We start from the raw sequence: 12,318 nt of genomic DNA, 5'->3' as shown, positions 1-12,318 counted from the left end.
CCATCCCACCTCCCGGCAGCCGCGCCGGCAGCCGCCCCGATCCGCCCGGCACCGGGCGCCCCGAGCCGCCGCCCGGTCCTCGCGACGAACGTCGCCACGGCCGACGCTCCGAGCCGCCACCCGGCCGCCCCGAGGAGCGTCCCCACAGGCGACGCCCCGATCCGCCCGGCAGTCGATGCCTCGATCCGGCCGTCGGCAGGCACCCCGAGCCGTCGGCCGACCCTCATCCCGAGCCGTCGCCCGGCCCCCACCCCGACCCGGCCCAGGGGAGGCGTCCGATGACCCGTCACGTCGGTTCGACGTCCGGCCCCGTGCGGCCGCAGAGCCCCCCGCCCGCCCCCCGATCCCTGACGAGCCGCCCGATGAGCGTCCGCCCCCGCACCGACATCGCCTTCCCCTTCCGCCCCGACCGCCGCGGCCGCACCGCCCACGCCACCCCGGCCGAGCACGTCCACGACCTGATCGAGCAACTCCTCTTCACCAGCCCCGGCGAACGCGTCATGCGCCCCGACTTCGGCTGCGGCCTGCTCGACCTGGTCTTCGCCCCCAACAGCCCCGAGCTGATCCACACCCTGGAACTCTCCGTGCACGCCTCCCTCCAGCGCTGGCTCGGTGACCTCATCGACGTCGAGGCCCTCGACGTGATCAGCGAGGACCACGTGGTCCGCGTCCACCTCGCCTACGTCGTGCGCGCCACCGGCGCCCGGCGCGAGGACGTGTTCGAGGGGAGGGCCACCGCATGACCGGGACGACCTCACCCCGCCGGGCCAAGGTGCGCGCCGCGCAGCTCAACGGCATCGACGCCGTGGAGGCCGACGACGACGGGCTGCTGCTCACCGTCACCTTCCTCGGCAAGGCCCCGCACGGCCTGACACCCGAGAACGTCCGTATCGACGGCGGCCGCCGCGTCACCGGCATCACCGCGCTCGACGTCGCCGTCGAACGCGAGGACGACCCGGAGCTCGACGACCGGCTCCACGTCACCCTCGACCGCACCGGCGACACCTCCCGCTACCGCCTGTCCCTGGTCGAGACCGACCCCTACGGCCGCCCCGGCACGGAACCCTTCCGCGGTTTCGACCAGCGCTACCACGGCGCGACGTTCGTGTTCCGGCCCGACGGCCCGACCCCGTTCGACTGCGCCGACGGGCACGACGAGCGGCCGGACTTCCCCGAGGCGCCGGTCGTCGACTACACCGCCCGCGACTACGACACCATCCGCAAGCTCCTGCTCGACCGGCTCGCGCTCACCACGCCCGACTGGCGTGAACGCAGCCCCGCCGACCTCGGCACGACCCTGGTCGAACTGCTCGCCCACACCGGCGACCAGATCAGCCACCAGCAGGACGCGGTCGCCACCGAGGCGTACCTGGACACCGCCCGCCGCCGGGTCTCCGTACGGCGCCACGTCCGCCTCATCGACTACGCCATGCACGACGGCTGCACCGCCCGGGCGTACGTCACCGTCGAGACCACCGGTGACCGCACGCTCGCCCCCGGCACGTTCCGTTTCGCCTCCGTCGACGTCCGCACCCTCGACCCGCACGACCGCCCCGAGCCGGGCACCGTCATTGAGGAAGGGGACCTGGCCGACCTCGACGAGCGAGGCTCCGTCGAGGTGTTCGAGCCCGTCGTCGGCGCCGACCCGCTCCAGCTGAGGGTCGCGCACAACGCGATCCGGCTGTGGACGTGGGGCGGCGAGGTCTGCGCCCTGCCCGAGGGCGCCACCTCGGCGACCCTGCGCGACGCCTGGACCGACCCGGAGACCTGCCGGGACCGCCGGCTCGACCTGCGGCCGGGCGATCTGCTCCTGCTGGAGGAGGTGCGGGGCGCGCGCACCGGCACCCCCGGCGACGCCGACCCGGGCCACCGCCAGGCGGTCCGCCTGACCTCCGTCACCCCGGCCGTCGACCGCATCGAGGACCAGCCGGTCCTGGAGGTCACCTGGGCCGTCGAGGACGCCCTGCGCCGCCCGTTCCGCCTCACCGTCCGCGCCGGCCGGGACTGCCTGCCGGTCGAGGACGTCACCCTCGCCCGCGGCAACGTCGTCCTCGTCGACCACGGCCGCACCCTGCCCGCCCCGGAGACGGTCACCGTGCCGCCCGAGCCGGCCGTCACCGCCCCCTGCGACCCTCCCGGGCCTTGCTCTTCGCTGGCCTGCGGCTGCGCCGACCGCTCCGAGGGCAACGCGCCCGCACGGCTCATCGAGGCCCTGACGGACCGCACGGAGGCGGGCGACGCCCTCGGCGCCGAAGACGTACGCGCACTGTTCGACGTCGTCGGACTCGCCGCCACCACCCGCGCCGGCCTCGGGCTGGAAAGCGCCGGCCAGCGGCACGAGAGGGTCGTGCCCGGGACGGCGTACGCCCAGGCCGCGGCGCTGCGGACCCTGCTCGCGCAGACCGCGTACCCCGGCATCCGGCCCCGCTTCCGGCCGGTCCTCGGGCACGCGCCCGTCGCCCAGACCGTGCCGTTCCCCGAGCCCGCGACCGTGGCCGCCGGGCAGGCGGAGCGGATCGCGGCGATCCCGGGACGGGTCCGGCAGCGGCTCGTGGAGCTGTGGCGCAGCGCCCGCGACCGTGACGGACTCGGCGACCGGGAGATCTCCGAACTGGCCGTCCTCTACGGCCTCAAGGTGCTGGAGCGCCTCGAACTCCGCCTGCACCCGGTCCGCGCCCTGCGGGAACTGCTGCACCGCAGCGACCAGTTGCTCGACGCCAAGCTCCGGCGCGTCGAGGTCCTCGCCGCCCGCGCCCACGCGGGCACCGTCCTCGGCGGTCCCGTCGCCTGGGAGATCGCGCACAGCTGGGGCCCGGCGTACGCCGAGGGCCTGCACCCCGACGAGCCCGTGCTGCGGGGACCGGCCGCCGCGTCCCTCGCCCAGGACCCGCGCCGCGCCCTGCCCGCCGTACGCCTCGAAGGCCCCGAGGGCGACTGGCGGCCCCGGCGCGACCTGCTCGCCTCCGGCCCGCGCGAGCGCCACTTCGTGGGCGAGCTGGAGGACGACGGCCGCCTGGCCCTGCGCTTCGGGGACGGCCGGCACGGCGCCCGCCCCACCCCCGGCGCCCGCCTGCACGTCCACTACCGCCTCGGCGGGGGCACGGAGGGCAACGTCGGCGCGGAGGCCATCAACCACCTGGTCGTCACCGACGACTGCGAGGCCCCGCCCGCCGCCGCGGTCCGCAACCCGCTGCCCGCCACCGGCGGCACCGCACCCGAACCCGTCGAGCAGGTGCGCCAGCTGGCCCCGCTCGACCTGCGCCGCACCCGGCTGCGCGCGGTCACCGCCGACGACTACGCCGCACTCGCCTGCGCCCTGCCCGGCGTGCAGCGCGCCGCCGCCGAGCTGCGCTGGACCGGCAGCGTCCAGGAGGCGCACCTCGCGATCGACGCGTACGGCGACGCCGCCCCGTCGCAGCGACTGCTGAGGACCGTGGAGCAGGACCTGGAGCCGTACCGGCGCATCGGCCACGACCTCGTCGTCGGACCCGCGCGCCGGGTGCCGCTCGACATCGCCCTGACCGTGTGCGCCGCGCCCGGCCACCAGCACGGGCAGATCCTCGCCGAGCTGTACCGCGTGCTCGGCGCCGGCCGCGGCGGCTTCTTCCACCCGGACGCCCTGACCTTCGGCGGACCGGTCCGGCTGAGCCGGCTGGTCGCCGTCGCCGCGGCCGTCCCCGGCGTCGAGAGCGCGCACGTGACGCGGCTGCGGCGGCTGTTCGAGCAGGACCGGGGAGAGAGGGAGGACGGCGTGCTGCGGCTCGGCCGGCTGGAGATCGCCACCTGCGACAACGACCCCGACCGGCCGGAGAACGGCCGCCTGGCGATCTCCCTGGGAGGCGACCGATGACGTACGCGGGCCACGAGAACCCGACGGCCGCGGGGACCCCGGTCCCCGCGACCGGTGACGACCACTGCTCCTGCGGCCGCGCCCGCGGCGGCCACGACGAACGTCTCGCGCCGGCCGCGCCGCACAACCCGCCGGGCCGCACCGCGCTCGACCACCGCGTCGGCGAGTACGGCTCCTTCCTCGCCGCGCTGCGCGACCGCCTCGCCTCCCCCGCGTACCCGGCGCTGCGCGGCCTGACGGTACGCACCCCGGACGACCCGGCGATCGGTCTGCTCGACGCCGCCGCGGTCCTCGGCGACCTGCTCACCTTCCACTCCGAGCGGATCGCCGACGAGGCCTACGTCCGCACCGCGAACGAGCACCGCTCCCTCGTGCTGCTGGGCCGCCTGGTCGGTCACCGGCCGCGCCCCGGTGTCGCCGCCTCCACGCATCTGGCGTACACCCTCGAACGCGACCCGCGTGCCGAGACGGTGCCCGTCCTCGTCCCGCGCGGCGCCCGCAGCCACAGCGTGCCGGCCTCGGCCACCGAGGAGTCGCTGACGTTCGAGACCGGGCGCGACCTGACGGCCCGCTGGGACTGGAACGAGCTCCAGGTGCGCCGTCGGCGCCCCACCCTCGTCACCCCCGCGGACCTGGAACGCCGCTCGGAGCTGTTCGTCCAGGGCACCGCCCACTCGCTGCGGGCCGGCGACCAGTTGCTGTTCGTCTTCGGTGAACGGGCGGGCGGGGAGCGGAAGCTGCTGCCGGTGGCCAGGGCCCGAGTCGACCGCGAGGACGACGTCACCGCGATCTCCCTGCCCCGGTCGGCCCCGCCGACGCTGCGGGAACTCGTCGACGAGGTGCGCCGCTGGACCGCCGTGCCGGCCGCCCCGGGCGAGCGCGGGGACGAGCCGCCGACCCCCGAGGTGCCCAACCCGCGCCCGGTCAGCAGGCTGATCGAGGACGTCGAGGACCAGGTCCTCGCCCCGCTGCGGGCCGACCTGGACACCGTGAGCACCCCCGAACGGCTCGCGGCACGCCTGGCCGAGCCGGTCGAACGGCTGGGCGAGGCCCAGGTGCTGGCGACGCCGTACGAGGACGTGGCCGCGTGGTGCGAGCAGTTGGAGGCGGTGCTCGCGGAACTCGCCGAGCGGGCCCGGGAACTGGCCCCGGCGCGGTCGACCGGCCCCACCGAGGCCCCGACGCCGCCCGCCTCCCGCCACGCCGGGCCCCGGGCGACGGAAACCGGCCCCCGCCGCGCCGAGGACCACCCCGAGTCCCCCTCCGCGGCGCCCGACCCCCGGCGCACCGCCCTGCAGACGCTGGCCTCCGTACTCCCCGCCCTGCGCCCCGCGCCCGGGCGGACCACGGCCCGCGTCCCGCGCCCCGCCACCGACCCGGCCCGCCTGCTGACCGTCCTCGACCCTCGCCTCGGAGCCCTCTACCCGGCCTGGCGCACGGCCGCCGCACCCGGCGCCCCGCAACTCCTGCGCGAACTGCTCGCCCTGCGCGTCACCGCGGCCCCCTTCGGCGCCACCGCCCCGCTCAAGCCCGTCCAGGACGACCGCGGCCGGGTCATCCGCACCGCCGACTGGCCGCTGACCGGGGCCGTGCTGGTCACCGTCCGCGTCGTCCACGACCCGGCGGGCAGGGTGCCGGTCCGGGCGGAGTTCCAGTACGTCGAGGGCCCCGGCTCGGACCAGCGCGCCGAGAACCTCCCGGTGTCCCAGCCGCTCACCTTCCCGCTGGGCCCCGGCCAGGTCGAGCTGTCCACCCGCAGCGGCCAGGACCGCGACCTCAGCTGGCTCAACCGGCGCCCCACCGACTCCCAGGACCCCGGCGTCACCGTCCGGCTGCACTCCGGCCTGCCCGAGCGCACGCTGTTCGTGTCCCGGCCGGACGCGGACGGCCTGGTCCACGTCGGCGTGAACAACGGCACCTCCGAGCAGATCGCCCTGCGCCCGGGCACGGCGGAGCAGTTCACGCACGGCGAGTACGAGATCGGCGTCCGCTACACCGTGGGCAGCACCGAGCCCGGCATCGAGGTGGTCGTCGCGGGCAAGCCCGAGCCCCTCAACCGCAAGGTGCTCCAGCTCGACACCGTGCACACCGGCATCACGCCCGGCAGCTGGGTGGCGATCCGGCGCCCCGCCAAGGGCGCCCCGGACGGCGTGCCCGGCGACGCCGCGCTCGCCTTCGTCACCACGCAGGTCGTGGCCGCGCGCACGGCGGCGTACACCAACTACGGCATCACCGGCCGCGGCACCGAACTCACCCTGGCCGACCCGTGGCTGGACGAGTTCGACGTGCTGCTCTCGCACATCCGCGACACCACCGTGCACGCGGCGGGCGAGCCGCTGCTCCTGGCCGACGAACCGCTCGGCGAGGACGTGCACGGCGACGAGATCGAACTGGCCGGGCTGCACGACGGACTGCGTCCCGGCCGCACCCTGATGGTCACCGGCGAGCGCTCCGACGTGCCCGGCGTCCCCGCCACCGAGGTGGCCGTGATCGCGACCGCGGAACCGGCCGTCGACCCCCGGCTCCCCGGCGACCACGTGCACACCCGGCTCACCCTGACCGCCCGGCTCGCCCACCGCTACCGGCGCGACACCGTCCGGATCCTCGGCAACGTCGTGGAGGCCACCCACGGCGAGAGCCGCGAGGAGGCCATCGGCAGCGGCGACTCCGACCGGGTGAACCAGACGTTCGCGCTCTGGCAGTCCCCGCTCACCTGGCTCGCCGACACCAGCCCGCTGGGTGCCAGGCCCGTCCTGGAGGTCCGGGTGGACGGCGTGCTCTGGCACCAGGTCGACAGCCTCGCCGGGCGCGGCCCGCGCGAGCGCGTCCACATCACCGGCAGCACCGCCGACGGCCGCACCACGGTGACCTTCGGCGACGGCGCGAGCGGCGCCCGGCTGCCCACCGGCCACGAGAACGTCCGCGTCCGCTACCGCTTCGGCACCGGCAGGGCCGCCAACCTGCCCGCCGGGCGTGTCACCCAGGCGCTCACGCGTCCCCTCGGCGTCTCCGCGGTCACCAACCCGCTGCCCGCGACGGGCGGTTCGGACGCCGACGGGCCGGGCCTGACCCGCCGTACCGTCCCGCTCGCCGTCTCCGCCCTGGACCGGCTGGTCTCGGCCGGCGACTACGAGGACTTCGCCCGCTCCCGCGCCGGCATCGGCCGGGCGGCGGCCGTCGAACTCTTCGACGGCAGGCGGCGCGTGCTGCACGTCACGGTCGCCGGCACGGACGACGTGCCGATCGCCGACGACTCCGACACGCTGCGCGCCCTGCGCGCCGCCCTGACCGAGTACGGCGACCCGCATCTCCCCGTCCGTGTGGACGTCCGCGAACCGGTCCTGCTGCTGATCGGCGCCAAGGTCGGACTCGCCCCGGACCACGCCTGGGAGGTCGTCGAGCCCCGCCTGCGCCGGGCACTGCTGGGACGGCTCGGCTTCGAGGGCAGGGAACTGGGACGGCCCGCCCGCCTCTCCGAGGTGCTCGCGACCGCCCACGGCGTGCCCGGCGTCGACTTCGTGGACGTCGACGTCTTCACCGGCCTGTCCGCCTCGGCCACCCCCGAGCAACTGGCCGCCCGCCCCGGCACGCCCGAGCCGCGGGTACGGGCGCACCCGGCCAGGTACGACGAGAAGCTCCACACCGTCCGCGCCGACGAGGGCGAGACCCTCACCTCGATCTGCGCCCGCCACGGCGTGCCGCTCGCCGAACTGCTGCGTCTCAACCCCGACATCACCGACACCCGGCGCCTGCCCAAGGGCCGTTCGGTGTACGTCTTCCGCGGCATCCGCCCGGCCCAGCTCGCCCTGCTGTCGCCGCGCGCCGCCGACACCCTGATTCTGACGGAGGTCAAGTGATGTCCCGGGACGTCCCGTTCGACAGCTCCCGCGATCCGGACGCGCTCGCCGCGCTGCTGCCCCGCCGGCACCGGCTGCGCGACGCCGAGGAGGGCGAGCCGCTGCGCGCGCTGCTCGCCGTCGTCACCGAGCAACTCGACCGCGTCCGCGACTCCGTGGCACAGGGCTACGAGGACCTGTTCGTGGAGACGGCGGCGCCCTGGGCGCTGCCCTATCTGGGCGACCTGGTCGGCTACCGCACCCTGCCCGGCTACGAACGCGTCCTCACCACCGGCCTGCACGACGGCGGACGCGCCGCGCTCGCCGAGGCCATCGCGCCGCGGGCCGACGTGGCCGCGACGGTCGCGGGCCGCCGCCGCAAGGGCACCCTGCACCTGCTGGAGGAGGTCTCCGGGCGGGTCGCCGGGTGGCCGGCGCGCGCGGTGGAACTGTCCCGGCTGGTGGCCCACACACAGCCCGTGAAGCTGTACGGGGACACCGGCACCCACCGCGCCGGCCGCGGCCGCCTCGCCGACCTGCGCGACGGCGCGGCCCTGGACCTGGCGGGTGGCCCGTTCGACGGCACGGCCCGCACCGCCGACGTCCGCCGGGCGAACTCCGGCCGGCGCCAGGGCGGGCTGACCCCGGCCGGCGTGGCGCTGTTCGTCTGGCGGCTGAAGGCGCACTCGCTGACGTCGTCCCCGGCGTACTGCGTCGACCGCGCCCGCAACCTCTACACCTTCTCGATCCTCGGCAACGACACCCCGCTGGTCACCAAGCCGTTCCCGGAGCCGTCGCCCACCCACATCGCCACCGCCGACAACGTCCCGGCGTTCATCCGGCGCCGTCAGCTCCACGACCGGCTGCTGGACCACTACGGCCCCGGCAAGAGCTTCGTCATCCGGCGCGACGGCGAGGACCGGCCCGTGCCGCCGTCCGACGTCGTCGTCGCCGACCTGTCCGACTGGCGTTACCGCCCCCGGCGCGGCCAGGTGGCGGTCGACCCGGAGCTGGGCCGTATCGCCTTCGGCTCCCGCACCGCTCCGCGCCAGGGCGTCTGGGTGGACTACCACCACGCCGCCGGCGCGGACATGGGCGGCGGCGAGTACGCCCGGGACGACCGGGGCCCGCGTCCCGACGCGACGTTCTACCGGGTCGGGCCCGGACAGCCCCACCGGCGGATCATGGACGCCTACCGGGCCTGGCGGGACGACCGGCGGGCGGACCGCACCGGCCCCGAGGGCATCATCGAGATCACGCACAGCGGCGCCTACCAGGAACAGCTCGACCTCGACCTCGACCCCGGCGACCGCCTCGAACTGCGCGCCGCCGAGGGCACCCGCCCGGTCGTGCGCCTGCTCGACTGGTACAGCAACCGCCCCGACGCCCTCAACATCCGCGCCGTGTCCGACGACTGCGCCCCGCACGAGCGCCCCCGCGTCGTGCTCGACGGCCTGCTCGTCGCCGGCCGTGGCATCCACGTCACCGGCCCCGTCGGCGCCGTCGTCCTGCGGCACTCCACCCTCGTCCCCGGATGGTCGCTGGAACCCGAGTGCGATCCGCACTCGCCCGAGGAGCCCAGCATCGTCCTGGAGCGCACGACGGCCTGCCTCCAGGTCGAGCACAGCGTCCTCGGCACCATCGAGGTCATCGGCGACGAGGCCGGAGAGGAGCCCCTCGACATCCATCTGCGCGACAGCGTCCTGGACGCCACCGCCGACGACCGCGAGGCCCTGTCCGCCCCGGACTGCCGCCACGCCCACGCGGTGCTCCATCTGCACCGCACCACCGTCATCGGCGAGATCCACACCCACGCCGTCCGCGTCGCCGAGAACTCGCTCTTCACGGGGCGACTGCACGTGGCCCGACGCGGCGTCGGCTGCCTGCGCCACTCGTACGTCCCGGCCGGGTCGCGCACCCCCCGCAGGTACCGCTGCCTGCCCGACTCGCCCGGCGGGGCACGGCCGCTGTTCGTCTCCCAGCGCTACGGGACGCCCTGGTACGCGCTGCTCGCCGACGCCTGCGCCGAGGAGATCCGGCGCGGCGCGGACGACGGCGCGGAGCCGGGCGCCTTCCACGACCTCTACCGGCCGCAGCGCGAGGACGGCCTGCGCGCCCGCCTCGCCGAGTACACCCCGGCGGGCACGGACGCCGGGCTCATCTTCGTGACGTGAACCGCACCAACCTGAACCAGGGGGACCCCCTTCATGCACGCTGACCTCTCCCGCCACACGTTCCGACCGGAACGGCGCTACTCCGCGGTCCTCGCCCAGCAGGGCCGGGTGCAGCTCGACGCCGACACCAACGAGCAGACGGCGATCCAGCTCCACCGCGCGCGCACCCTCGCCGCCGACCTGATCGGCCCGCACGGCGGCCCGCGCGACGCAGCCGGCTTCCGTGTCGAGTACGTCGGCGGCCGGCACGACCTGGACACCCTGCACATCCACGGCGGCCGCTACTACGTCGACGGCATCCTGTGCGAGGCCGACCGCCCGGCGCCCGGCGTCCCGGTCCCGGACGAGCACGACCGGGAGGCCCCGGAGCCGCCCGGCCACTGGACGTACTGGGACCAGCCCGACGGACACCGCGACCCGGAGAGGCCCGGCGACCGCCTGCCCTCGCCCGCGCAGTCGCCGTTCGTGGTCTACCTGCACGTCTGGGAGCGCTCGGTCACCGCCGCCGAGGACCCGGCGCTGCGCGAGGTCGCGCTGGGCGCGGCCATGCCCGACACCGCGGCCCGCCTCAAGGTGGTCTGGCAGGTGCTGCCGCTGTCGCTGGCCGCGCTGGAGATCGAGGAGCCCGATCCGTCCAAGGAGGCCGTCCAAGCCGCGTTCGCCCGCTGGGCGCGGCGTGAGTCCGCGCCCTCGGCCCGGCTCGCCGCCCGCGCCGAGCGGCCCGACCACGCCGACGAGGACCCCTGCCTGGTCCGGCCCGACGCCCGGTACCGGGGGACGGAGAACCAGCTCTACCGTATCGAGGTGCACACCGGCGGCGAGGCGCCGGACGCCACCTTCAAGTGGTCCCGCGAGAACGGCTCGGTGGTCTTCCCGGTCGACGAACTGGACGGCACCTGGGTGCGGTTGGCCACCCTCGGACACGACGAGAAGCTGGACCTCGACGTCGGCGACCACGTGGAGCTGGTCGACACCGCCCAGGCCTCCCGCCTGGAGGCCTCGCCCCTGCTGCGGGTGGAGGAACTGGACCTGCCCGGCCGCCGCGTCCGCCTCTTTGCCGAACCCGCGCCGGGCGTCGGCCGGCTCCCGCACCTGAACCCGTTCCTGCGCCGCTGGGACCATCGGACGGGCCCGCGGCGCAAGGGCCGCACCACCGACCTGCGCGGGGGCGGCGTGCCCGTCGTCGAGGGGGAATGGCTGCCCCTGGAGGACGGCGTGGAGGTCTACTTCGCCGCGGGCGGCACCTACCGCACCGGCGACCACTGGATCGTCCCCGCCCGCACCGCCACCGGCGGCGTCGAGTGGCCCACCGACCCGGCCCGCCGCCCGCTGCTCGAGGCGCCCGCCGGCATCGCCCGCCACTTCGCGCCCCTGGCCCTGGTCAAGGGCGAGCACGGCGCCGTCGACCTGCGGCTCGCCTTCGGGCCGCTGGCCGCCGACATGCCCGCCGCCGACGAGGCGGCACTCGCGGCCGAGGAGCGGGCCCGCCATGAGGAGCAGGCGGCCGAGAGCCGGTCGCAGACCACAGCGGAGGCGGACGCAGCCGCGGAAGGAGACAACTGATGGCCAAGCCACTGAGCGCGTCCAAGATGGTGGAGATTCTCCGCGCCGAGGGCCTGACGGTCCATGAGGTACGCAACTGGCGCAACCACAACCGCAACAGCAAGGGACCCTGGGGTCCGGTCAACGGCGTGATGATCCACCACACCGTCACCTCCGGGACGGCCGCCTCCGTCGACATCTGCTACGACGGCTACTCCGGCCTTCCCGGCCCGCTCTGCCACGGCGTCATCGACAAGCAGGGCCATGTCCACCTCGTCGGCAACGGCCGCGCCAACCACGCGGGCCTCGGCGACGGCGACGTCCTGCGCGCGGTGATCGACGAGTCGAGGCTGCCGGCCGACAACGAGGCCGACACCGACGGCAACCGGCACTTCTACGGCTTCGAGTGCGTCAACCTCGGCAACGGCAAGGACCCGTGGCCACAAGCGCAGAAGGAGGCCATCGAGAAGGTGTCGGCAGCGATCTGCCGCCACCACGGCTGGTCGGAACGCTCGGTCATCGGCCACAAGGAGTGGCAGCCCGGCAAGGTGGACCCGCGCGGATTCACGATGGACGGCATGCGCGAACGGATCGCCGACCGGCTCGGCGGCCGTCCCCAGCCGCCGGACCCCGGGCCGCGGCCCCAGCCGAAGCCCAGGTACGAACCCTTCCCCGGCAGCGGCTTCTTCCACGTCGGCCAGAAGTCCCCGGTCATCACCGCGATGGGCCGCCGGCTGGTCGCCGAGGGCTGCGACCGCTACCAGGAGGGGCCGAGCCCCGAATGGACGGAGGCCGACCGCCGTTCCTACCAGGCCTGGCAGCAGAAGCTGGGCTTCAAGGGCAAGGACGCGGACGGCATCCCGGGCAAGTCCAGCTGGGACAGGCTGAAGGTGCCGAACACCTGAGCGGGCCCCGG

General features: G+C 75.7%; 6 protein-coding genes. All 6 read left to right on the top strand.

The features are described 5' to 3' along the window. Positions 1 to 362 precede the first annotated feature (362 nt). Genes ACIP2X_RS28530 through ACIP2X_RS28505 form a run of 6 tightly spaced genes read left to right on the top strand, consistent with a single transcriptional unit; the run spans position 363 to position 12,307 of the window. Positions 363 to 743: a GPW/gp25 family protein gene (locus tag ACIP2X_RS28530; RefSeq protein WP_401677931.1), complete on the top strand. Its 381-nt coding sequence runs from the start codon at positions 363 to 365 to the stop codon at positions 741 to 743. Further along, positions 740 to 3,850 (top strand): putative baseplate assembly protein, encoded by a 3,111-nt coding sequence (locus ACIP2X_RS28525; protein WP_401677929.1) that lies wholly within the window; start codon positions 740 to 742, stop codon positions 3,848 to 3,850. The genes ACIP2X_RS28530 and ACIP2X_RS28525 overlap by 4 nt, the downstream gene beginning before the upstream one ends. After that, entirely contained in the window at positions 3,847 to 7,707 is a 3,861-nt protein-coding gene (locus ACIP2X_RS28520; protein ID WP_401677926.1) for a putative baseplate assembly protein, read from the top strand. Before ACIP2X_RS28525 ends, ACIP2X_RS28520 begins: the two co-directional genes overlap by 4 nt. Further along, positions 7,707 to 9,860 (top strand): hypothetical protein, encoded by a 2,154-nt coding sequence (locus ACIP2X_RS28515; protein WP_401677924.1) that lies wholly within the window; start codon positions 7,707 to 7,709, stop codon positions 9,858 to 9,860. Before ACIP2X_RS28520 ends, ACIP2X_RS28515 begins: the two co-directional genes overlap by 1 nt. 33 nt (positions 9,861 to 9,893) lie before the next feature. Beyond that, positions 9,894 to 11,423: a DUF6519 domain-containing protein gene (locus ACIP2X_RS28510; RefSeq protein WP_401677921.1), complete on the top strand. Its 1,530-nt coding sequence runs from the start codon at positions 9,894 to 9,896 to the stop codon at positions 11,421 to 11,423. After that, the gene (locus tag ACIP2X_RS28505) at positions 11,423 to 12,307 is read left to right on the top strand and encodes a peptidoglycan-binding protein (RefSeq protein WP_401677918.1); all 885 of its coding nucleotides are present in this window, start codon (positions 11,423 to 11,425) and stop codon (positions 12,305 to 12,307) included. Before ACIP2X_RS28510 ends, ACIP2X_RS28505 begins: the two co-directional genes overlap by 1 nt. Positions 12,308 to 12,318: the final 11 nt, after the last annotated feature.

The sequence above is a fragment of the Streptomyces sp. NPDC089424 genome (assembly GCF_044749345.1).
In the GTDB taxonomy this organism is placed as follows: domain Bacteria; phylum Actinomycetota; class Actinomycetes; order Streptomycetales; family Streptomycetaceae; genus Streptomyces.
The sequence above is the reverse complement of the archived record's forward strand: the minus strand, read 5'-3'. Positions and strand labels throughout refer to the sequence as shown.

What these genes read in the sequence shown, in the direction of transcription:
- ACIP2X_RS28510 (WP_401677921.1), top strand. Translation starts at nt 9,894, where the DNA reads ATGCACGCTGACCTCTCCCGCCACACGTTCCGACCGGAACGGCGCTAC.
- ACIP2X_RS28525 (WP_401677929.1), top strand. Translation starts at nt 740, where the DNA reads ATGACCGGGACGACCTCACCCCGCCGGGCCAAGGTGCGCGCCGCGCAG.
- ACIP2X_RS28505 (WP_401677918.1), top strand. Translation starts at nt 11,423, where the DNA reads ATGGCCAAGCCACTGAGCGCGTCCAAGATGGTGGAGATTCTCCGCGCC.
- ACIP2X_RS28520 (WP_401677926.1), top strand. Translation starts at nt 3,847, where the DNA reads ATGACGTACGCGGGCCACGAGAACCCGACGGCCGCGGGGACCCCGGTC.
- ACIP2X_RS28530 (WP_401677931.1), top strand. Translation starts at nt 363, where the DNA reads ATGAGCGTCCGCCCCCGCACCGACATCGCCTTCCCCTTCCGCCCCGAC.
- ACIP2X_RS28515 (WP_401677924.1), top strand. Translation starts at nt 7,707, where the DNA reads ATGTCCCGGGACGTCCCGTTCGACAGCTCCCGCGATCCGGACGCGCTC.